This window comes from Candidatus Hydrogenedentota bacterium (assembly GCA_035450225.1).
In the GTDB taxonomy this organism is placed as follows: Bacteria; Hydrogenedentota; Hydrogenedentia; order Hydrogenedentales; family SLHB01; genus DSVR01.
The window spans coordinates 52,804-75,451 of sequence record DAOTMJ010000013.1; the positions used below are offsets into that span (position 1 = coordinate 52,804).

At 59.8% G+C, this 22,648-nt stretch carries 21 protein-coding genes; 17 read left to right on the plus strand and 4 right to left on the minus strand.

Annotated elements, in window-relative coordinates; translation table 11 throughout:
* Positions 1–167 precede the first annotated feature (167 nt).
* The gene (locus P5540_09485) at positions 168–1,016 is read left to right on the plus strand and encodes a hypothetical protein (GenBank protein HRT65049.1); all 849 of its coding nucleotides are present in this window, start codon (positions 168–170) and stop codon (positions 1,014–1,016) included.
* Complete coding sequence (locus P5540_09490) at positions 1,016–2,932, plus strand: SPASM domain-containing protein (protein ID HRT65050.1); 1,917 nt, start codon at positions 1,016–1,018, stop codon at positions 2,930–2,932. The genes P5540_09485 and P5540_09490 overlap by 1 nt, the downstream gene beginning before the upstream one ends.
* Positions 2,933–3,718: 786 nt before the next feature.
* Here the strand turns inward: P5540_09490 and P5540_09495 are convergent.
* The 4 genes from P5540_09495 to P5540_09510 form a co-directional block, all read right to left on the minus strand.
* The gene (locus P5540_09495) at positions 3,719–4,228 is read right to left on the minus strand and encodes a ferritin-like domain-containing protein (GenBank protein ID HRT65051.1); all 510 of its coding nucleotides are present in this window, start codon (positions 4,226–4,228) and stop codon (positions 3,719–3,721) included.
* Positions 4,229–4,376: 148 nt separating this feature from the next.
* Positions 4,377–6,566 (minus strand): catalase/peroxidase HPI, encoded by a 2,190-nt coding sequence (katG, locus tag P5540_09500; GenBank protein ID HRT65052.1) that lies wholly within the window; start codon positions 6,564–6,566, stop codon positions 4,377–4,379.
* Positions 6,567–6,777: 211 nt separating this feature from the next.
* Positions 6,778–7,203, minus strand: a complete 426-nt coding sequence (locus P5540_09505) for a transcriptional repressor (GenBank protein ID HRT65053.1) — start codon at positions 7,201–7,203, stop codon at positions 6,778–6,780.
* 549 nt (positions 7,204–7,752) lie between these two features.
* On the minus strand, positions 7,753–9,282 hold the full coding sequence (locus P5540_09510) for a neutral/alkaline non-lysosomal ceramidase N-terminal domain-containing protein (GenBank protein ID HRT65054.1): 1,530 nt from the start codon (positions 9,280–9,282) through the stop codon (positions 7,753–7,755).
* A gap of 556 nt (positions 9,283–9,838) precedes the next feature.
* Here P5540_09510 and P5540_09515 point away from each other — a divergent pair.
* From P5540_09515 to P5540_09585, 15 genes are all read left to right on the plus strand, one after another.
* Positions 9,839–11,236 carry an ROK family protein gene (locus P5540_09515; protein ID HRT65055.1) on the plus strand — a complete coding sequence of 466 codons (1,398 nt, stop codon included), beginning with the start codon at positions 9,839–9,841 and terminating at the stop codon, positions 11,234–11,236.
* Positions 11,237–11,267: 31 nt separating this feature from the next.
* Positions 11,268–12,116: a PIG-L family deacetylase gene (locus P5540_09520; GenBank protein ID HRT65056.1), complete on the plus strand. Its 849-nt coding sequence runs from the start codon at positions 11,268–11,270 to the stop codon at positions 12,114–12,116.
* A 147-nt stretch (positions 12,117–12,263) separates the two neighbouring features.
* The gene (locus tag P5540_09525) at positions 12,264–13,043 is read left to right on the plus strand and encodes an ABC transporter substrate-binding protein (GenBank protein ID HRT65057.1); all 780 of its coding nucleotides are present in this window, start codon (positions 12,264–12,266) and stop codon (positions 13,041–13,043) included.
* Positions 13,040–13,846: a heme ABC transporter ATP-binding protein gene (locus P5540_09530; GenBank protein HRT65058.1), complete on the plus strand. Its 807-nt coding sequence runs from the start codon at positions 13,040–13,042 to the stop codon at positions 13,844–13,846. The genes P5540_09525 and P5540_09530 overlap by 4 nt, the downstream gene beginning before the upstream one ends.
* The gene (locus tag P5540_09535) at positions 13,843–14,877 is read left to right on the plus strand and encodes an iron ABC transporter permease (protein HRT65059.1); all 1,035 of its coding nucleotides are present in this window, start codon (positions 13,843–13,845) and stop codon (positions 14,875–14,877) included. The genes P5540_09530 and P5540_09535 overlap by 4 nt, the downstream gene beginning before the upstream one ends.
* A gap of 120 nt (positions 14,878–14,997) precedes the next feature.
* The gene (locus P5540_09540) at positions 14,998–16,377 is read left to right on the plus strand and encodes a DegT/DnrJ/EryC1/StrS family aminotransferase (protein HRT65060.1); all 1,380 of its coding nucleotides are present in this window, start codon (positions 14,998–15,000) and stop codon (positions 16,375–16,377) included.
* Between the two features lie 62 nt (positions 16,378–16,439).
* The gene (locus P5540_09545; GenBank protein ID HRT65061.1) at positions 16,440–17,135 is read left to right on the plus strand and encodes a transposase; all 696 of its coding nucleotides are present in this window, start codon (positions 16,440–16,442) and stop codon (positions 17,133–17,135) included.
* Entirely contained in the window at positions 17,110–17,976 is an 867-nt protein-coding gene (locus P5540_09550; GenBank protein ID HRT65062.1) for a polysaccharide deacetylase family protein, read from the plus strand. The genes P5540_09545 and P5540_09550 overlap by 26 nt, the downstream gene beginning before the upstream one ends.
* Before the next feature lie 10 nt (positions 17,977–17,986).
* Positions 17,987–18,439, plus strand: coding sequence for a hypothetical protein (locus P5540_09555; protein ID HRT65063.1), 453 nt, complete (start codon positions 17,987–17,989; stop codon positions 18,437–18,439).
* Positions 18,440–18,494: 55 nt separating this feature from the next.
* Positions 18,495–18,842 (plus strand): hypothetical protein, encoded by a 348-nt coding sequence (locus tag P5540_09560; GenBank protein HRT65064.1) that lies wholly within the window; start codon positions 18,495–18,497, stop codon positions 18,840–18,842.
* A gap of 109 nt (positions 18,843–18,951) precedes the next feature.
* Positions 18,952–19,287 (plus strand): MerR family transcriptional regulator, encoded by a 336-nt coding sequence (locus tag P5540_09565; protein ID HRT65065.1) that lies wholly within the window; start codon positions 18,952–18,954, stop codon positions 19,285–19,287.
* A gap of 133 nt (positions 19,288–19,420) precedes the next feature.
* A complete protein-coding gene (locus P5540_09570) occupies positions 19,421–20,380 on the plus strand; it encodes a Gfo/Idh/MocA family oxidoreductase (GenBank protein HRT65066.1) in 960 nt (319 codons plus the stop codon).
* A gap of 67 nt (positions 20,381–20,447) precedes the next feature.
* Positions 20,448–21,869, plus strand: coding sequence for an NfeD family protein (locus tag P5540_09575; protein HRT65067.1), 1,422 nt, complete (start codon positions 20,448–20,450; stop codon positions 21,867–21,869).
* Positions 21,869–22,171, plus strand: coding sequence for a hypothetical protein (locus tag P5540_09580; protein HRT65068.1), 303 nt, complete (start codon positions 21,869–21,871; stop codon positions 22,169–22,171). The genes P5540_09575 and P5540_09580 overlap by 1 nt, the downstream gene beginning before the upstream one ends.
* Complete coding sequence (locus P5540_09585; GenBank protein ID HRT65069.1) at positions 22,168–22,644, plus strand: NfeD family protein; 477 nt, start codon at positions 22,168–22,170, stop codon at positions 22,642–22,644. Before P5540_09580 ends, P5540_09585 begins: the two co-directional genes overlap by 4 nt.
* The last annotated feature ends 4 nt before the right edge of the window (positions 22,645–22,648 follow it).

Genomic DNA, 22,648 nt, shown 5'->3' on the forward strand with positions numbered 1-22,648 from the left:
TTGGGAGTCGGTATGTCACGTGGAAGGCGCAATGCAAGGTTGAGAAACGGCGTAGCGGGTAAGATTCGTGCCGTCTGCGGACACGCGAATGCGAAAGGGTGTCTGTCATCCTGCAACTTACGACTACCGAGTCCAAACGGCTAATCCTGAAGAGTGAAAGGTTTTCGATGGGCTTTTTCCTGGTTATGAAGGCCGAATTGGCGCGGACGTTCATCATCATGCGCCGGTATTGGTTCCGTACGGTCACGGGTATGATCATCGGTTACAGCATGCTGCTGATGCTCGTCCTCGGGATGATGTACAAGGGGCAGGCGGTCGGCCAGGCCGCGTCGAAACTAGGCGCGGGCCAGGATGCGACCAACTGGGCGCTGGGCTTCATCATCGGAATGTTCGCGTTCGGGGTGGTCGGCCTGTTCACGCAGGGGCTTCAGGAACTTGCGCAAAGCGGTCAGCTCGAACAACTCTGCATGAGCCCGCACGGTCTCGTGACGAATTTCATGGCGCGGTCCGCGGTCAGTTCCGTCTCGAACATCCTCACGTCTTCGCTGATGATCTGGCTGATATCGAAGAGCGTCCAGGGCACGTTGCACGCCGACCTTGTTCCGACGGCGGTCCTGTTGGCCCTGACCTACTTCAACTTGGTTGGATTCGGCTTCATGGTGGGGGGACTGGTCCTTGTTTTCAAACAGACCGGGCAGGTGGCCGTGATCATCCGCATGTGTCTTTTCGGGTGGGCCATTTTCGCGACGGACAAGATCAACCAGTGGTTCACGGTGGCGCAGTTATTCGCGCATGCCCTTCCAATTACCGACGCGGCCATCTGCCTCAAGTATGTGCTGATCCAGAACCAGCATGTCATGGATGCGTCCGGCGAAATGATCTTCGAATCGGTGTTTGCCCATCCGTCGTTTTATTTTCTGGTCGTCAACAGCATCGCGTGGACGTTCATCGGCATTTTCTGCTTCAAGGTGCTCGAGAACCACAGCCGGACCAAGGGCACGCTGGGGGCGTATTGATGCGGCCTATTCCCCTTCTGCACCGATTCGAATACGGCGGGAAACATTTTGCCCTCGATCCGGAGACGTGTTTCTGTTTCGAGTGTGACGCGATTTCGTGGGATGTGCTTGGCCTTTATCCCGAATCGAGCGTAAACGCGGTGTTCCACGCGCTGGAGGACCGGTATGACCGCAGGGAATTGTCGGAGGTCATCGGGGAACTGGAGTGGCTTCGCGCCACGAAATCCATCCTTACGCCGCCCAAGGCGGCGGACGTGCTCAAGGCGTTTGAGGTGGAGCGTGGCCTGAAACGCTTGGTGGTGTTTTTGGGGGACGCGCCGCCCGAAGACACCGCGCGCCGCGCGTGGTTCGGACGCGGCACGGCCGCCGCGCCGGCGGACCTGCGGGAACGCGCCCGTGAAGCGGTCGCTCTTTTGTTGAATCGTTCCGGGGCGCAGAAAGATCTCGAACTGGAATTTCGCGTGCGCGGATCGCTACGCCATCCCGAACTGATCGGGGCACTTTGCGCGCAGGCGATCAAGATGGCCCGGCTGGCGGGCAAGAAATTTGCAGCATCGGTCCGCATGGACGGTTTTTCGCCCGCCAAGACGCCGAAAACGCTTGAAGGGCACGCCTTTGGCGTTCGGATGCGATTCGAGGATACGGACGCCGCCTCGTTGGCGCGTGAGCTGGCGCAGGTTCCCGGTGCGGCGCTGGGCCGCATCGCGAAATTGATCCAGCCGTCCACCGAAGGGGTAAGCGGCCAGTTCATTGTCCGCCCGAACCACCCGGAATTCGGGAACGTGGTGAAAGAACTCGATGAGGCCGGATTTCGTCATATCGAACTGGATCTCGACGCGATGTATGCGGCGAATCCGGCGATTGATCCGGCGGCCGTCGTCGCGGGACTTGGGCAGTGCGCCGATTATTACGTCCAGCGTCTGATGCAGCATCGCTATTTTCGCCTGGATCCGATAGCCTGGCTGTTCCACCGGATCTACACGGGAACGCCCGTCAGCCGCTGCGACCCGGCCGGCACGAACGAACTGGCCGTGGACGCGGATGGCGGCATCTATCCCTGCGCGGGGCTGGCGGGCATCGGCGAATTCCGGCTGGGTTCCCTGGACGACGGCACAATGGACGAGGATGCCGTCAAGCGTTTCGACGATGTCGGATCATTGACCACCGCGCCCTGCATTCGCTGCTGGGCCCGGCGGTTGTGCGGCGGCGGAAGCGTTGTCGTGCATCACGCGCTGACGGGATCGTATCGCCGTCCGCATGAACCCTGGTGCGACGCGCAACGCGCATGGATGGGCGCCGCCATTGCCATCTTCCAGCAACTTGTGGCGGCGGGCGTTCATTTCGACCGAATTTACGGCGGCCTCGGAAAACAGGAAAAACCGTCGCTGTTCACCATGGCGCGCGCGGCGTTGACCATGACCATCGGCGTGCGGCCCATCGCGGAAGCAGACGCGCCCCTGCTGACCCGCTGGGAAAACTGGAACGAATCGGCGTATTTTCTGTTCAATGAGAGCGGGGTAATGCTCGGCACGCAGTATGACCGCGAAATGGACTCGCTGCACCCCAATCCCCTCGAACAGGAATGGGTGCTTGTCCGCAAGAACGGCGAAGCGTTCGGCCTGTTGAAAATCCGGCCCGAGCGCCTGCCCGGCGCCGCCACGGCGTGGCTGTACATGCACGACGAAAAGGATTACGCCTCCGAAAGCATCCGCAAAGGGTTCCGCGCATTGCTCAAGGAAACCGCGGGCCGGCAGGTTCTGCGCCGCGTACTGCTGCCCGTGTCCGCGCGCGAACGGGGATTGCGCGCGTTTCTCGAGGCGACCGGCTTTGCTTCCGCCGGCATATTGCGGGAGGCCCTTTACCTGCACGGCGCGTATGAACCCGTCGAGGTTTTCATGCTATCACTCGAGGCGTGACGCCGAATCCCCGGCCGATCCACGCGAATATCTGTATGCGGTTTTCCTGAAGGGATTTTTTACAACATGGCGTACAGTCAGTGTTTGGCCCGCGCATGAAGTCGGTGCAGCATGGACAGGCGCTTGGGCGGGGCTTTCGAGGGGACAATCCAATAAAATTCTGCACCGTGGACATTACACCAGTTCAATCCGGCATGGGCTGCGCCGCCAGAATGTCCGGAAGGGAATCGTACCGAATAGTCGCAGCAAAGTACGCAAGCCCCAAGCGTACCACGACCACTTGGCGCGAGGGAATGGCGAAGATATTCCGGCCTTCGAAGTCTTGGGCAAAGAACATGTCCTCGGGCGGAGGCATTCCTCTGGCGCTGGCTCGTGCGCGGTCCTTGTCGGACGGTGGCCACCAGTGGGATAAAGCCCAATTCCGACAATCCGATAGACCCTGGCGTAAGACCCTCAACAAAAATATCGGAAGCGAACCGCTTCATATTGTAAGCCGAACCCAATTCGGCGCTTGTCCGGAGGAGCCATAGGGCTACTACGCCTGAACGTGGCAAAAGCGTCAATAAGACACCGGCCAAAGCAAGACACAGATTCCTCCGGATTCGCGCCATCAAGACACGCTTCGTGTCATGCAATCAAATGCGTGGTGAAACGGGTCGGTTACGTAGGCGCCTTGGTCCTTTCCGAATCCACGCCCATTTCCTGCTGGCGTTCACGGGCGGGGTCATCTTTGCGAGTCCTGCACAAGAGGACCGGGCAGAGGCCACAACCGATTTCCTCGAACGATCAGGCAGGCGGCGCCGTCGGCCCCAGGGCGGCGGCAATCGTCTTGCTGCGTTCGATGGATTGAAGCGCGAGGTAGCTTTCTCCGTATTGGCCGAGATTGCCCAGTTCCGTGTCGAACTGGTCGTAGTGTCGTTCCTCGTCCATCACTAGATCTTCGAAAAGTTTCTTGGACATCGAGTCCGCGTTCGCAGAGCACTCATTGGCGAAACGGTTGTATGCCAAGATCGCTTCTTCTTCCATCTTGGTCGCCGTCATCAGCATCTCTCGCACGTCCCTGATTTTCTTGACCTCAGCCGAAGCGTGCAATTCGACCTCGCCCTTGAGAAACAGCGCGCGTTCCGCGAGGCGCTCGATGTGCAGCATTTCCTCAATGGCGGTACGTCGGAAAAGATTTGCCAACAGGTCCAGTCCTTGGTCGTCGCAGCGGAAATGGAAGTACATGTACTGGTGAACGGCGCTTAGTTCGTCGGCAATCGCTTGATTCAATAACGTAATGCTCTTCTCATGCATGGAGCGTTTCTCCTCCTAATCCCACTAATCCCAAATCCTAATCGGCTATTCCTGATGACCATTATATGGATGAAGCGGGCGCACTCGCAATATGCGCCCGTTTTTTCCGGCCAACCATGATCGCCCTTGCACTGCGTTTGCTTTGCGATCACACGAGGTCGAAACGGTCGAGGTTCATGACCTTGTTCCATGCCGCCACGAAATCCTGCACAAATTTTTCCTGAGAATCCTCGCATGCATATACTTCGGCCAACGCCCGGAGTTGGGAATTCGAACCGAAGATTAGATCGACACGCGTAGCGGTCCATTTGACCGCACCCGTTGTGCGGTCCCGACCCTCGAACACGCCATGGTCTTCCGCGGTTGCCTTCCACACCGTACGCATGTCGAGCAGATTCACGAAGAAGTCATTGGTCAGCGATTCCGGCCGCTTGGTGAAAACACCGTGCGGAGAACCTCCAACGTTAGTCTTCAGGACGCGCATGCCGCCCACGAGCACCGTCATTTCGGGTGCGGTCAGGGTCAGCAATTGCGCCTTGTCAACGAGCAGTTCCTCGGCCGGCACGGCATAGCGGGCTTTTTGGTAGTTGCGGAAGCCATCCGCTTTTGGTTCGAGCACGGCGAAAGAGGCCGCATCGGTTTGCTCTTGGGATGCATCCATGCGTCCCGGCGTGAAGGGAATTTCCACGGCACACCCCGCGTTCTTGGCTGCCCGCTCGACGCCCACACAGCCAGCGAGAACGATCAGATCGGCCAGCGATACCTTCTTGCCATCGGACTGCGCGCTGTTGAATGCACCCTGGATGCCTTCCAAAGTCCTGAGCACCTTCGCAAGCTGGGCAGGCTGGTTGACTTCCCAGTCCTTTTGCGGCGCCAGCCGAATGCGGGCGCCATTGGCGCCGCCTCGCTTATCGGAGCCGCGGAAAGTGGAAGCCGACGCCCATGCGGTCGAAACCATCTCCGATACGGAGAGGCCCGAAGCCAGGATCTTGTCCTTGAGGGAGGCGATATCCGCCGCATCCATCAGCGGGTGATTGACGGCAGGGATGGGATCTTGCCAAATCAATTCTTCCGCCGGGACCTCGGGGCCAAGATATCGTGCACGCGGGCCCATGTCGCGGTGCGTCAACTTGAACCATGCCCGCGCGAATGCGTCGGCGAACTCATCGGGGTTTTCCATAAATCGCCGGGAGATTTTCTCATAGGCCGGATCAAAGCGCAATGCGAGGTCCGTGGTCAACATGGCGGGTGCGTGACGTTTGGACGAATCATGGGCATCTGGAACGGTACCGGCGCCTGCACCGCCTTTTGGTGTCCACTGGTGGGCGCCAGCCGGACTCTTCGTCAATTCCCATTCATAGCCGAACAGGTTCCAGAAGAAGTTACTGCTCCACTTCGTGGGCGTGGTGGTCCAGGTGACCTCAAGGCCGCTGGTGATCGTATCGGCGCCTTTACCCGTGCCAAAGCTGTTTTTCCAGCCGAGACCCTGTTCCTCGATACCCGCCGCTTCGGGTTCCGGCCCTACATGTTTTACGTCACCGGCGCCGTGGCACTTGCCAAAGGTGTGACCGCCCGCGATGAGGGCCACCGTTTCCACGTCGTTCATCCCCATTCGGGCGAAGGTCTGCCGGATATCATGCGCTGCCGCGACCGGGTCCGGGTTGCCGTTCGGGCCTTCCGGATTGACGTAAATCAGGCCCATCTGCACGGCTGCCAGCGGATTCTCAAGCGTCCGGTCGTCCGAGTGGCGCTTGTCTTCCAGCCACTTTCCTTCGGAACCCCAGTAGATGTCCTTTTCCGGTTCCCAGATGTCTTCACGCCCGCCCGCAAATCCGAAGGTTTTGAAGCCCATTGATTCCAAGGCGACATTACCAGCAAGGATCATCAAATCGGCCCAGGAAATCTTACGGCCGTATTTCTGCTTGATTGGCCAGATCAGTCGGCGCGCCTTGTCCAGATTCGCATTGTCGGGCCAACTATTCAGGGGCGCAAAACGCTGGCTCCCGTTACCCCCGCCGCCGCGCCCGTCGCTGACTCGGTAGGTGCCCGCACTGTGCCAGGCCATACGGATAAACAATGGACCATAATGCCCAAAGTCCGCCGGCCACCAGTCCTGCGACTTCGTCATCAGTTCGCGGAGATCCTTCTTTACGGCCTCCAGGTCAAGGCTCTTGAACTCTTCCGCATAATTGAATTCCTCACCCATGGGATTGGACTTGGCGGAACGCTGGTGCAGAACATCCAGGTTCAACTGGTTCGGCCACCAGTCCTGGTTCGTTGTGCCGCTACCGGTCGTACGCGTCTTGCCAGTTATCGGGCACTTGCTGTCGTTACTCATAGCATCTCCTTTCGTGTTGCTATCGCACTTCTTTACAGGACAAGCCGGCACTTGGCCCGGTGGTTCCTGTGCTCCCGTTATTCCTATCAACGCAACAAGAATAACCTCGAGGATTGCGGCGCTTGCTGCCTACTCCCCTTTTCTCTCCATTGCAATTCACCTTTCTGGATCATTGCGTTTTCACGCGTTCTTTCTGCGCGGTCAACCCGGTCTACTTCCGCTTTATCTTCTTCCGGCAAGCGACGCATATTCCCTTCACCTCCACGTGAAGCGACAAGGGCGTACCGAACGCTTTGGCTTCCGAAGGAAATTCCAATCCAGCGACTTTCTCCGACACAAAGTCGGAAATCCTGCCGCACTTCATGCAAGAAAAATGATGGTGCGGCGCCATGTTGCCATCGAAACGAAGGTTTTCCCGGCTCATGCCCAGGATGGAAATCAGTCCGTGTTCCGCAAGCAGTTTGAGGTTGCGGTACACCGTATCCAGCGAGATGGCGGGAATCCGTTTCTTCACACGACGATAGACGACCCGGGCGTCGGGATGCTCTTCGGTCGATGCCACCGCTTGAAATATCTCCATTCGCTGATGGGTGACTTTCAGCCCCAGTCGTTTGCATGTTTCCTCGAATGTTCGCATTCGTTCGTCTGTTTTCGCACGGATCTTCATATCAAGGATAATTCCTATTTAGGAGTATATCCGATTTATAGAATACTTGTCAAGAGGTCGAAAAAATCCGCTTCTTCCTTCCTGGTTTCCGAGTATCTCATGGGGCCGGCAATCCCAGTAGGGAGTCGAAGACGTACAGGATAAATCATTGCTGTCCAAAAGAATTGAAAAAAACCACAAGACCGCAAGGAGCCACGTTTTACCTCTTTATTCCGTTCATCGGTTCGATAGCTGCGACTATCTGCGTCATCTGCGGAAAATCACATGATCCACAGATGACGCAGATATACGCAGATGGAAAACAGGGCACGGATATTCGGGCCAGGCGATTCCGAACTCAAATCCGCATGTCAGAGCGGCCCAAAATACGATTGATCGGGAACACTTCTTCTTCATCGCGAAGAAAAGGTGTCCCAAGAACGCTTTCCCGGAAAAAACGTTGTTTATTTACTCAAAATGGCTTTCTGCAAGCCGCCATTTGGACAGAGATGAGGATAAATCAATGTCGAGCGCCGCCGATCATAGTGCCGTCGCCTTATGCTCCAGGTTTGCCATGCGTTCAAACACGTAGTGAAACAGGTCGGTCGCATAGGCTTCCTGGTTCGGTCCGAACCAGTTCATTTGGCCGATCTCGTAGTTCTGATTGTAATGAAGATCCTCACCGATTTCGTGGTAGTACTTGTCCGGGGAAAGATAACCGAGATACGCACCGGAGAAACTCGTTACCCACAAATCCGCACCGTGTTCGCGCGCCCATTGTTGCCAGGCCATGCTTATTTCACCGCTCAGGTCGTAGGGCATTCCAATCAGGAACATCGATCCGATGCGTGCAGCCTGAAGCCTGCCCGTAGTCGGCACGCCCAGCAGATTGAAGGCGAACGGGGACAATCGCCACTTCGGCGAGAACATGCGGACCTGTGCGGGAGGCGGCGTATAGAAGCATTCGACCGACACCACGTCGGCACGCTCTTCGATTCGGAGGTCTTTCGCGGCGGCAATCAAGCGATCGGCCATCGCCGTGCCCATGGCCTCGACTCGCGCCTGTTGATCTCGAAGGAGTTCCTCCAACGTCTTCTTGCCCTGTTTGACCATCTCGCTTTCGATGTCGTTCTCGAAGGCCTTCTCCAACTCCGGCGTCCAGGGTTTTGGCAGGGGAGGTCCCGGCGGATTCGGGCACATCGATCCCACCGCGCCGCCCATGTAGAGCAGCGCGGAGCCGGTCTTTTCCTTGACTGCGCGTTGAAAAGCGCCGGCCCAGTCGTTGTTCAGTTGCAGCATTTCCTCGCCGTAAGCGGTGCCGTGTGCGGAATAGCGCGCGACATATAGGCGTTGCCCGCCCTCGATCTTCTCCGCAACGGCGATGTTCAACGTGGAGTCCACCGGGCCTTTGCGTGTCCGATTGCGGATATACTCCGGCACGTCCACCGAACCGTGGGCCAATCGCGCCGGGGCCATCGTTTTCACGGCTTCCTCAATAGATTCAGCGAATCGGTCCGCCAGAAACGTGAGGTATTCAGGATGATATTCTCCGTAGGATTCCTTGGCCGCCAGCCCCGGCGCAAGCCCGCCCGGGCCGCTGTGCGTATGGCTGCTCGTATACATGACATTGCGATTCGTCAAGGAAACCGTCTTCGAGATCCGCGCCTCGACCAGCGCCAGCAAGTTCGGCAGGGTCTGAAGCATGTCCGAACCCACCAGCACCACCGTGTTCGTCCCATCGTTCAGCGCCAGAACCCGAACATACAGCGGTTCGAGCACCCCTGTCGAGCGTTTATTGTTGGGACGTGTCCCGTAACCCGCCATGGGGTGACCGATGGGCGGCGTGATTTCCCGTTCCGCCCAACCCGCCTGCAACGGCCCCGCGGCGTTTCCCTGATGCGTCTCTTCCGCCGCGGCGTCAATGGCCGCCAGAGCCTTCTTGAAATACCCGGACTGTTGATAACGGGAATCCGAGTACAGCGGCCACGGCCCCACCATCAGAACAACGCCCGCCGCGGCTATCAACGCCAACACCGCCAAGCCCAGCGCAATCTTCTTCAATATCCGCATTGTGAACATCCCGATCGTCATCGTACGCGTAATCGTACTCGTACTCGTGCTCGTAATCATAATCGAGTCAATGAACTCAACCGGCGCGGACAAGTCCCTCCGATCAACTGCCATTACGATAACGCGCACAAGAAATGCCGCCGGAACGGTGGATCCTGGTGGATTCTCTCCAGCAGAACTGGTGGATTAGCGTTGATCCAGCGAAGGTAACAATCGCGGGGCTTTGAGTGCGATTACGAGCACGATTACGCGCATGACGACAAGCACGAAGAGAAATTGGGCTGCGGGAGATACCCGCGTCAGCATTTTTTCATGTGTGAATCCCTATGTTATAGTAACTTAGAATCCGGCTTCTATAAAAAACAACCAGATAGTCTTGGATAATTTGTGCAACCAATTGAATTTCCGTGATTTAGCGAGTGCGAAAATCGCGGGGTCCAAGTGCGGCAACATGCACGCGCACGAGAAACCGGGTTGTGGGCGCCTATCTCGTTAGTCGTCAAGCGCCCGCGAATGAGAAGCGGGTGAAGGAGTTTGCAACGGAAAGGATTGGCCAATGAAGGATGCATTCAGACTTGTTGCGCCGCGTTTTGTGCCGCCGTTGGACGAGGGCTTTCGTCCGGCGGTATTGGCGAACCGGGCATTTCTGAGGGAAGTGGACGAATCGGGCGCGGGCGTGCCGCTCGTGCTGGCGTTGGAACGGTCCGATGGCTCGATATCGCGTTTCGACACACGGGTGTTTCCGGAAGGTCACCCGCGCGCGGAAGCGGATCTGCGCTATGCCGAACGGCTCGTGAAATTCCTATTGTGGCAGCGGGGCGGCTGGCGCGTGTATGTCGGCGGGCCGAAATTCATCGCCGATTTCCTCGCGAAAGACTACGCGCCGGGCGGTGCGCATGAGTTTGATTGCCATTTCATGGGCGAGGACGTGTACGAGCACACCTTCGAGGTGAAATGGTGCACGCCGGTCGAGGCCCCGCGCGAAAAGGAAACCACGCAACCGCTCGGGCGCCATTTGGACGGATACCGCATCGGTTTCGATTTGGGCGCGTCGGACCGCAAGGTGTCGGCGGTCGTGAACGGCGAGGCGATTTACAGCGAGGAGGTCGTCTGGGAGCCGCGCAAGAACAGCGATCCGGCCTACCACTACAATGAGATCATGACGGCCTTGAAGACGGCGGCGGCGAAGATGCCGCGCGTGGACGCAATCGGCGGCAGTTCGGCGGGCGTCTACATCAACAACCGCCCGATGATCGCGTCGCTGTTCCGCGGTATCCCGAAGGATCGTTTCGGCGAAATCCGGAACATGTTTCTACGGATACGTGACGAGTTGGGCGTGCCGCTCGAGGTGGTCAACGACGGCGAAGTGACGGCCCTGGCCGGTTCGATGTCGCTCGAGGACAACGGGGTGCTGGGCGTGGCGCTCGGTTCGAGCGAGGCCGGCGGATACGTGACGATGGATGGCAACATCACGGGCTGGCTCAACGAACTCGCGTTTTGCCCGGTGGATTACAGTCCCGACGCGCCCGTGGACGAATGGTCCGGCGATCGCGGCGTGGGCGCGTTGTACTTCTCACAGCAGTGCGTTTTCCGGCTTGCCCCCAAGGCCGGCATCGACATCCCGAAAGACCTGACGGACGCCGACAAACTGAAACTCGTGCAGGACAAACTCGAAGCCGGCCATGCCGGCGCGCGCGACATCTGGCGCAGCATGGGTTATTACATGGGCTACGGAATCGCGCACTATGCCGACTTCTACGAACTGAAACATGTGCTGATCCTGGGACGGTGCACCTCGGGCAGCGGCGGACAGATCATCCTCGATGGCGCGAACGAAGTGCTGCGCGCCGAATTTCCGGAGATTGCATCGAAGGTCAATATCCAGTTGCCAGACGAAAAAAGCCGCCGTGTCGGGCAATCTATCGCCGCGGCGAGCCTACCGGCGCTACAATGATTGCATGCATCCAAAAGAAACGGAGGATTTTATGAAGTTCAAGTTGGACACCGCGGAGTTGTTCATTCCGGATGGATTGCCGGAGGAGGAAGCCTTGGCGCGGACGACGCACATGGCGGTCGGCGCGCACCAAGACGACCTCGAAATCATGGCGTACGCGGGAATCCTCGCGTGTTTCCAGCGGCCGGACCAATGGTTCACGGGCGTGGTTGTAACCAACGGCAGCGGGTCGCCGCGCGACGATGTGTACAAGAACTATACGGACGAGGACATGCGCGTGGTGCGCCGCAAAGAGCAGAAGAAGGCCGCCGTTGTCGGCGAATATGCGGCACAGGCGCTGCTCGATTACGGCAGTGGCGCGATCAAGGATCCGGCAAGCAAGGCGCCCGTCGAAGACTTGGCGATCTTGCTGAAAACGGCGCGGCCGGAAATCGTCTATACGCACAATCTCGCCGACAAGCACGACACACACGTCGGCGTCGCCGTCAAATTGATTGAGGCGATCCGTTCGCTGCCCGCCGATATCCGCCCGAAGAAATTATATGGCTGCGAGGTCTGGCGCGACCTCGATTGGATGACCGACGAGGACAAGGTCCCGTTCGACTGTTCCGGACACGAGAACTTGCAGGCGGCCTTGCTAGGCGTGTTCGATTCGCAGGTGGCCGGCGGCAAACGGTACGACCTCGCCACGATGGGCCGGCGCAAGGCGCATGCGACCTACCATGCGTCGCACGGCACCGACGAAACGACCGGACTCACCTTCGGCATGGACCTGACGCCGTTGATCGAAGACCCTTCGCTGGACATCAACGTGTTCGTGCAGACGCTCATCGGCCGTTTCATGGATGAGGTCAAGAGCCGCCTTGCCAAACTGATATAGTAAAGTAATGTGAAAGGACGCACATTGCGTCGGGTAATACGAACAGGCCGGGTCGGTTGCGGGGCATTTGCAGTCGGCCTCTCGTTGTTTGCGACAAGCTGCGGTTGGTCGCCGTCGGCGCCCATGCCCCGCAAGGGCATCGTCACAATGGCGCCGCACCTGACGGAGACCGTGTTTGCGCTTGGCCAAGGATCTCGTGTGATTGCCGTCGGGTCGTTCGATGACTATCCGCCGGAAACAGCCGCGCTGCCGCGCGTCGGCGGGTATCTGGATCCGAATCTGGAGAAGATTTCCACGCTGTCGCCGGAATTGTTGATCGTGCCGGGGCGCAACCGTAAAGTGACCGAGTACGCGGAGATGAAGGGCCTGCCGCTGTTGAACGTCAACATGGACAGCCTCGCATCCATTGAAGCCGGGATCGAAACGATCGGCAAGGCGTTGAACTGCGCGCCGGAAGCCGATGCGCTGCGCGCGCGCATCCGAAACGAACTGGACGCCGTACGCAACGCGGTCAAGGGGTTGCCGCGTCCGAAGGTGTTGATCATCACCACGCGCCCGGACCACACGCTGAACAGCCTGTACACGGCGAACCGGACCTCGTTCGTTTCGGAACTGGTGGATTGCGCGGGCGGCGAAAACGTTTATGCGGATGGCCCTTCAAACTATTTTACCGCGTCGAAGGAAACCATCGTTGTCCGCGCGCCGGACGTCATCCTCGAATTTCACGCCGGCGAGAACCTCGACGAATCCGAACAAGCGAAATTCACGGACGATTGGCGGCAACTGCCCTCGCTGCCCGCCGTGCGAAACGGGCGGGTGCATCTGATCCATGAGTCGCATGCGTTGCGTCCGGGGCCGCGTGTCGGCGAAATCGCGCGCATCCTTGCGCGGCACATCCATCCGGAGGCGACGATTCCCACATCATGACGCGCACGCTTTCAGCCGAATCGGTGGCCTGCGCCTACGACCGCGAGAGACCCGTGTTTACCCGGCTTGAGGTGACGGTGCGCAGCGGCGAACTAGTGGGATTTGCCGGGCCGAACGGTTCGGGAAAGAGCACGCTGCTGCGCGTGCTGTGCGGCCTGTTGAAGCCCAAGGCCGGACGCGTGACGCTCGACGGGCGCGTCTTGGCGTCCTTCGGCAGACGCGAACGCGCGCGGGTGATTGCCTTCCTTCCGCAAGCCGTCAATCCGGCCTTTACGCTGAGCGTCTTCGAGGTCGTGTGCCTCGGACGCTATCCGCACCTCGAGGGATTCGGCGCGATGCGGCCCCGCGACAAAGAGGTTGTCGAAAGGTGCCTCCACGCCACGGAAACAGAGGAACTCCGCGCGCGCGACTTCATGACGCTGTCGGGCGGCGAACGGCAACGTGTGCTGCTGGCAAGCATTCTCGCGCAGGAACCGGACCTCCTGCTGCTCGACGAGCCGACTTCCGCGCTGGACATCCACCACCAGATCGAAATATTCGCGCTCCTCGAACGGCTGGCGCGCAGGGGCTACGGCATCGCGGCCGTCACGCACGATCTGAATCTGGCGGCGCGATTCTGCGACCGGCTCGTGCTGCTGGCGAAAGGACGCGACGTCGTCGCGGCGGGCCCCCCCGGGGAAGTGCTGACGGCGGAGACGTTGTCGGATGCTTATGGCGCGGCCATCCGCGTCGTGGCGCATCCCGGCACGGGCACGCCGCTGGTATGGGCCGAAACGCCATCACGCATGGAAAGGGACTCATGATGGTCCGCCGCGCACATTCGACGATTCTTCTGGGCATCGTGCTCGCAAGCGCGGCGACGATCTTCCTCAGCCTGCTGATTGGCGCCGAGACGATTTCGTTCGGCCAGGCATGGCATGAATGGCGCAGCGGCGCATCGCCCGCCGAATCCCCGATGCTCGGCATACTCGTCCAGCAGCGTTTGCCGCGGACCCTCGCCGCGCTGATCGTGGGCGCGGGTTTGGCGCTGGCCGGCTGCGCGTTTCAGGCCATGCTGCGCAATCCGCTCGCGGAACCGTACACGCTGGGCGTAGCGAGCGCGGGCGCACTCGGCGCATGGACCGCGACCGTGCTCGTGGCGGGCTACGGCATGCCGCGCGCGTGGCTCGGAATTCCGGCGGTGCAACTCTTCGCGTTTCTCTTTGCCGAGGCCGACATCCTGATCGTCTACCTGCTTGCCGCGCGCAAGGATCGCGTGTCGCCGTCCGTCTTGCTCCTGGGCGGCGTGACGATGGGCATGCTCGCTAATTCCGGCATCCTGCTGATGCGCTATCTCGCGGATCCGGAACGGCTGGTCACAATGGACCGCTGGCTGATGGGCGGGGTGGACGTGCTGGGCTACCGGCCCGTCGCGACTTTGTTCCTCGGCGTGACCCCGTGCCTGATCATCCTCTGGGCGCAGGCCGCGAAACTCGACCAACTCGGTTTCGGCGCGGATTTGGCCGAAGGGCGAGGCGTAAACGTCAAACGGCTGCAAGTGATCACGTTCGGCGTCAGTTCGCTCATGACCGGGATCGTCGTGTCGGTAGTCGGCCCGATTGGTTTCATCGGATTGATCGTGCCGCACGCCGTGCGCAGCCTGACGGGATCGCGCCACCGGCTGCTCATGCCCGCGAGCATCGTCGCCGGAGGCGGATTCCTCTGTTTCTGCGACATCCTCGCGCGCAAAATCCTTCCCGGCGAAACACCTATCGGCATCGTGACGACCCTTTTCGGCGGCCCCTTTTTCCTCTACCTCCTCATGCGCCGCCGCTTCACCGACTGGGAAACATGAAAATCTTGCCCGGTGGACGCATGCCGAGACGGCAAACGGCAAGGGTGCATGGACGCCGAAGCAACCGTATACTTTGGGAAGAGGAGTGGACGTAAACCAAAACCGTCGAGGATGCGGACTATGAGCAATTCGCGCGCGGAACAACAACTGGCGCTGCACGGCAGCATGAAGGCCGTGACGCAAATCGAGGGCAAGGGCGAACCGAAGATCGGCATCGAAGAGTTCATGTCGGTCGCGGAGCGTTTCGGATTTTCGACGAAGACGCTCGATGCCATCCGCAAGGCGGTCGAGAAGGAAGACCTCGGCGGCGGTCCTTTCCTCGGAAACTACTACTCCGGACTCAAGGAATCGAAGGTCCAAGCCTTCGAACGCGTCGCGCGCGCGGTCTTTGGCGTGAAATACGCGATCGGCGTCAGTTCCGGCACAGCGGCGCTGCACAGCGCGTTCGTGGCGGCAGGCGTTGGACCGGGTACGGAAGTGATCTGCCCGGCCATCGGTTTCTACGCGACGGCGGCGGCGGTGGTGACGGCGAAAGGCGTGCCGGTTTTCTGCGACGTGGACGACTCCCTATCGATCGATCCGAAGAAAATCGAATCACGCATCACGAACCGGACGGTAGCCATCGCGCCGACGCATGTTATGGGAACCGTGTGCGACATGGGCGCGATCATGCGCATCGCGCGCAAACACAAGTTGCGCGTCGTCGAGGATTGCGCGCAATCGTGCGGCGGAACGTTCAAGGGCAAGCGCATCGGCACGTTCGGCGACCTCGGATGCTTCAGCATCTCGTGCTACAAGATCGTCGGCGGCGGAGAAGGCGGGCTAATCGTCACGAACGACAAACGCTTGTGGGAGCGCGCCAACCAAGTCGCCGAGTGCGGCGGCTTGTGGAGACCGGACCGTTTCGCGCCGCCGCGCTACGACAACGAGATCTTCTGCGGGACGAATTACCGCATGTCCGAACTCGAAGCGGCGGTAGACGTGGTGCAGTTGAAACGGATGCCCGCCACCGTCAAACGGTCGAACGCCGTCAAGATGCGCATCCTGCGCGAACTCAAGACTTTCAAGGAAATCGTGCCGCAGAAACTCAACGACCCCGCGGGCGATGTCGGTTACCTGCTGCGGTTCTACCCGGAAACGATCGAATTGGGCGCGAAAATCGTCGAGGCCCTGCGCGCGGAAGGCGTGTCGTGTGGGATGCGCGGGCGCTCCGATACACCGGATTGGCACATCTACTCATACATGTTCCCCATTACGATGCAGGCGGGACCCCACGGGCCGGAATGCGTGTACACCTGCAAGCACTACACGGACGTCGGCGGAAAAGTGACGTATGCACGTGGGGACTGCCCCGTCGCCGACGACCTCTTCGATCGCGTGATCAGCGTCAACCTAAACCAATGGCACACCCCCCGCGACTGCCGCAACATCGCCAAAGGCATCAACAAGGTCCTTGCGGCCTACTGCACACCCGATTCCAATGCCGCGAAATGGCTGTGATTTCAGGGACAGACTACGAATTTCATTGACAGGTCGGGGCAGATTCGGCTAGGCTGGGGATCATGAGTCGGGTTGGACGAGTGGTAGTGCCCGGGTTTCCGCATCACGTGACGCAGCGGGGCAACCGTAGATCGGATGTCTTTGTGACGGATACGGATCGCGAGGCGTATTTGGCGTTGTTGGGCAAGTATGCGTCGCGGTACGGGCTTTCGGTGTGGGCCTATTGCCTGATGAGCAACCACATCCACCTCATTGTGGTGCCGGAACGCGAGGAGTCGTTGGGATTGGCGTTGCGCGACGCGCACACGGTGTACGCGTTGCGCTTCAACAGCCGCACGGGACTGAGCGGGCATGTATGGCAGGGAAGGTTCTACTCGAGCCCGCTGGACGATGCGCACCTGTGGGCAGCGACGCGCTACATTGAGCAAAATCCTGTCCGAGCGGGAATGATTGAACGGGCTGAGGCATACGAATGGTCGAGTGCAGCGGCTCATTGCGGCCTCCGCCGTGACCCTTTGTTGGCATCCGATTTTCCGCCACTTGGCGTGATAGATAATTGGTCCGAGTGGTTGTCCATAACAGAAAATGACACCATTATTACCGCTATTCGTCAAAATACCCATACCGGACGACCCTGTGGCCCGCCAGCCTTCATTGATCGACTTCAAGACCTACTCCAGCGTACGCTCCGTCCCAAGAAGCGAGGCCGCAAGCCCAAACGAAAGGACGCAGATGCCACACCCCAAGGAAATTCGTAGTCTGTCCCTGAATTACGTTGCCGCGTACGATACGGAGAGTCCGGCGTGTTTGGAGGCGGTACGGCGGATCGTGCGCATGCATGAGAAGCACGCGGCGCCGGCGACGTTTTTCATCGTGGCGCAGTTGTTGGATGCGAATGAGGCGGAATATGTCGCGCTATTGAAGGACAACCCGCTGTTCGAGATCGCGAGCCATTCGTACACGCACATGGTGCTGCGCGACACGCCGGAATTCGGCAAGGCGGGACCGGTCGAACAATTCCCGCGCGAGATCGTGGACAGCAAGCGGCGGATCGAGGACGCTTTCGGACGCGAGGTGGTTGGGTTTCGCGCGCCGGTCAGTTTCGTTGACGGCATGAAAAGCGCGCCGGAGGCGTTGCGTCTGCTGGCGGAAGCGAAATACCGGTATGTGAGTTCGCTGGCTTGGGGGCCGTCATGGTCGCTGCCGGCGCTGCTCGTGCGTCCGTTCACCTACGCGGAGGAAGGCTACCCGGACCTCTGGGAGTTTCCGCCGTGCGGCTGGCACGAGAATCTTCTCAAGGGCAATAATGACTGCGGTCCCGTGCGGATCGGTTTGTTTCCGCCCGCAATGCCCGAAACCATTCCGCCCCGTTACATCGAGACGCCGGAAGAAGAATTCGCGTACAACAACAAGCCGTTCATAGACAAGGCCGTTGTGGATGAAATGCCGCTGGTAAGTTTAATCTGGCATCCGTGGAGCCTGAACCGGTTCGACCCGGACATGCGCATGCTCGACATGACGTTCCGCTACGTCCGCGAACGGGGCTTTTCGTTGGGCACGTTCGCCGATCTGCTGGAAGACATGAACCGAAACCGATAGGATAGAGGTCATGGAACCGAATGCGGTGAAAGCGCCCAGCCCCCAGGTTGTTCAGATGATTGCCGCCGCGATGCTGGGATCCGTCGGCGTGTACGCCGTCATGGGGATCGCGCTGGTGCATCTGGGCATTCTCAAGCCGATTGTCGAACCGGACCTTGCCATGAAATTGGGCATACTGTTGGGCGCAATGGGAGTTTTGTCGGCCTTGTCGGCGCTGCCGCTGCGCGGCATGATGACGGCGCGATCCGGAAGGACGCTTGCGGACAAATTGCGCATCACGATTGTATGCATGGCCGTGGCCGATTCGTCCGGCGTTCTTGGACTTGTCCATGCGATTCTTGCCGGGAATCTGGGCGCCTCGTTCATTCTGTGGGGCGCTTCAATTGGCGTCGGCATACTTCTTTTCCCCACCCGCGCCTGGCTCGGTGAAGGACTCGACGACCGGACTCATTTTTCGAAATAAGGCGTTATTTCGTCCGCGCGGTTGGCGGACATAGCGGCCACAAAGGACGTGACTCATGGGCATATTGTGGAAAGGCGGAACAATGGGCGGCGAACCCGTCATGAAAACGCAGGCTGCCGCACGGGATCCGGAATTGGCGCGGACGGTTCGCGAACTCGAATTCCGCATCGCGCGGCTGTCGCTCTTGAATCAGGCGCTTTGGGAACTCGCCCGCGAGCGCATGAACCTGACCGACGCGGATCTCGAAAAGAAGATTGTCGAAGTGGACCTGCGCGACGGCGTCGAAGACGGCGCGATGACCAACGGGCCGCTGAAGTGTCCGCGGTGTGGGCGCATTTCCAATTCAAAACATTGGAAATGCCTTTATTGTGGGCTTGAATTCGAGAAGCCCATCATGGGCTGATGGAAACAGGACATGCGGCCATGAAGCCGTGTGAATGCGGGAAGGCGTAAAGGGATCCCGAGGCGCTCAAAACAGCGCAGGGCATTGTCCAGAAAAGGAGAACGTGGCGATGAACGATATTGCCGATCGCCGTTATTCGATTTCGGAGGTCAGCGAACTGACCGGGGTCGCCGTTCATGTGCTCCGGCAATGGGAAAAACAATCGCAGCACCTGCGCCCGAAACGCGACCGAAACAACCGCCGGTATTACATGCCCGCCGACATCGAAACGGTCCGGATGCTCAAGCATTTGCGCTGGCAGGAAGGCATGACGGGGGAAGGAGCCGATCGTTTTCTCAGCCGCAAGAAGCGCACGGGCGGCGACCTTCGTTCCCCCCGGCGCGCGCAGGCGCTGGTGGACAAGATTGAAACCGAGGCGCGCGCCATCCTCCGCCTGCTGCGCTGATCGCGGCGATTCGTTTGTTTGCAAAACGGCCCGCGTTTGCTAGAATATACGAATTGTCGTTTGGTCCGGGCGGTCCTGGGTTGCGGAAGACTTGGCGTCCGGCGTACGGCCAACACGGAGAGGAGCGGGGACCATGGTCAAGCTGGCGTTCGTGGGTTGCGGCGGCATCATGCAGGAACATTACCGGCATTTGAGCGCGATGAGCGGAGTCAAGATGGTGGGGCATTGCGACATCATCAAGGATCGCGCCGAATCGGCGGCGTCGCGTTTCGGCGGCGAGGCGTTCACCGAATACGAGGCCATGTACGACAAGGTAAAGCCGAACGCGGTGTATGTGGCGGTGCCGCCCTATGCGCATTGCGGCATGGAAGAAGCCGCCGCCGAACGGGGCATCCACCTTTTCATCGAGAAGCCGATTGCGACGGATCGCGAGACGGCGAAACGCGTGGACGCGGCAATTCGCAAGGCCAAGATCATTTCGAGCGTGGGCTACTGTTTCCGTTATTACGACACCATCCAGACCGCCCGGCAGTTGCTGAACGGCAAGCCGGTGTCGCTGGTCATCGGCACATGGAACGGCGGCATGCCCGGCGTGTGGTGGTGGCGGCGTATGGACAAAAGCGGCGGGCAGGCGGTGGAACAAACGACGCACATGTTCGACCTGATGCGTTATCTGTGCGGGGAGGTATCCGAGGTCTACGCGGTCGCCTCGACGGGCTGCATGACGAAGGTCGAGAATTACAACGTCCACGACAGCAGCGCGGTGACGATGCGCCTGAAAAACGGCGGATCGGCGACGGTGACCTCCTCGTGCGTGTGCAATTACGGCGGGGGTGTGACGCTGACCATCGTTACGCCGGAGGCGACGTTCAAAATTGCCGGGGGAACGGTCACCGTGCACGAGGCCGGCAAGACGACCGAGTATCAGGCGCGGGTCAACATGTACGAGGAGGAAGACAAGGTGTTCATCGAGGCCGTGCGCACGGGCAAGCGCACGCGCATCAAATCCACCTACGCGGACGCGTTGAAGACCTTCAACGTGACCATCGCCGCAAACGAATCCATTGTGTCGGGATTGCCGGTCAAACCGTAACGAATCACGATTGCGGATTGCCCGGAGGCAGGTTATAATCGGCAAACGGCAACAGGAAAGGCATACGATGCGGGCGCTTCTCCTTCTTGGGCTGTTGGTGTCGTCGGCCGCGCAAGCCGCCCGGGTGGTGGTGTGCCCGATTACGGGCATGATTGACGACGGCGTGGCGGCAGTGGTCGATCGTGCCGTCCGCGAAGCCGCGGAGGCCGATGCGCTGGTATTTGAGATCGACACGCCGGGAGGGCTGGTGGATGCGGCGGTCCGCGTGACCCAAAGCATCGCGAAGGCATCCTGCCCAACCGTCGCCTACATCCAGGGAATGGGCGCGATCTCCGCGGGGGCGCTCATCAGTTTCGCCTGCACGACGATCGTCATGGCCCCGGGATCGAACATCGGCGCGGCCACGCCCGTCACCGTCACACCGGAAGGGATGACGCCGTTGGGCGAAAAGGAAGTCTCCTACATGCGCGCCAAGATGCGCGCCCTCGCCGAAAGCACCCGGCGCAATCCCGCGCTCGGCGAGGCGATGGTGGACAAAGACATCGAACTGCGCATGAAGGCCGGCGAGGACGGACGGAAGGAAATCACCGCCGTCTACACCGAGGAAGGCGGCAAGGCCCCCGATCTGGAACCCGGGGAAACCATCCTCCTGCCGGCAGGCAAGTTGTTGACGCTCACGCCGAACGAGGCGCTCGACAACGGGCTCATTCCGCTTGTGGCGAACTCGCTGGACGACGTGTTGCGCCATATCGGCAAGGAGGAGGCGGAAATCCTTCGGATCACGCCGACATGGGCGGAACGCATCTTTCGCTGGCTGACGAATCCGGTGGTGGCGGGGTTGCTGCTCATGTTCGGCGTGGGCGGGTTGTATGTCGAACTCAAGACGCCCGGACTGGGCTGGGCCGGTCTCATTGGGCTGTCCTGCTTGGCGCTGTTTTTCGGCGCCCATGTGATTATCGGCATCGCCGAATGGCTGGACGTGCTGCTGGTCGCGGCGGGCATCGCGTTGATTTTGGCTGAAGTGTTCCTGATACCCGGCACGACGGTTTTCGGCGGGGTCGGCATCATTTGCGTCTTGGCGGGCATTTACATGTCGCTGACCGGCGTGACGATTCCCACGTATAGTTGGGAATACGATCGCCTGCGCGGCGCGGCCATTTCCTTGACGGTGGCGGGAACGACCTTCGCGTTGCTGGTATACGTAATGTGGAAACTGTTTCCGCATACCCCCTTGTACGGGCGCTTCGTACAGCAACACGTCCAAGAGCCGGCGGCGGGATATGTCGTGCAAACGGCGGACAGCCAAGCCGCAGTCGGCCTGCGGGGCATCGCCGTCACAATGCTGCGCCCGTCTGGACGCGGACGTTTCGGCGAGACTTCGTTCCAAGTGGTGGCGCGAGGCGAATACATTCCCCCCGGCACGCCCATTGTGATTGTGCAGGTGGATGGCAACCGTTACGTGGTCGAAAAATCGGAGGAGGCAGCCTGATGGATTTGCGGCAGTCGCTCGTTCGGATGATCAACCAGATGCTGCAGGACATGCAGATCATCCAGCACCAGGGTTCGGGATACTATACCTGCACGCCATTTGCACGGCGTTACAACAAGATGCTCGAACAGGCCCGGAAACTCTATCCGGACGGCCACGCCCTGTTGGACACCTTCGAGGAAATACCCGATGCCGATCCGAAGGATCCCGCGGACAAAATGAAGGTTTTGCAAAGCATTCGCATCGAATGCGGACAGTTGATAGCGTTGCTCGAAAGCACCAGCGAGGATTCGGCCCGATGACAGCATGGGTACTCGTATTGTACGGCGCCGGCTTGATTCTTATTCTGGCGGAATTCATCGTGCCCGGCATGATCTGCGGTATTCTGGGCGGCACACTCGTGACGGCCAGCTGCGTGATGGCCTGTTACCATCATCCGGACTATACGCTCTTCTTCATCCTGGGCGAGGCGGCCGGCGTATTCGTCGCCATCATGATTGGTATGTATATCCTCGCGCGCACGCGGGCTGGAAAGCGATTCATTCTTGAAAGCAGCCAGCAGGCGGAAGCCGGATGGGTGGCCAGCGAAACCGACCGTTCCCTGGTGGGGGCCACAGGCGAGGTCTGCACGGCGCTGCGGCCCGCGGGAACCATTCTGCTCAACGGAAAACGCATTGACGCCGTATCCGACGGCGCGTTTATTGACAAGGGCGCCCGGATCCGTGTAATTGAAACCAGCGGTAGCCGCGTGGTGGTCGAACGGGTGGATGCCTGACCGT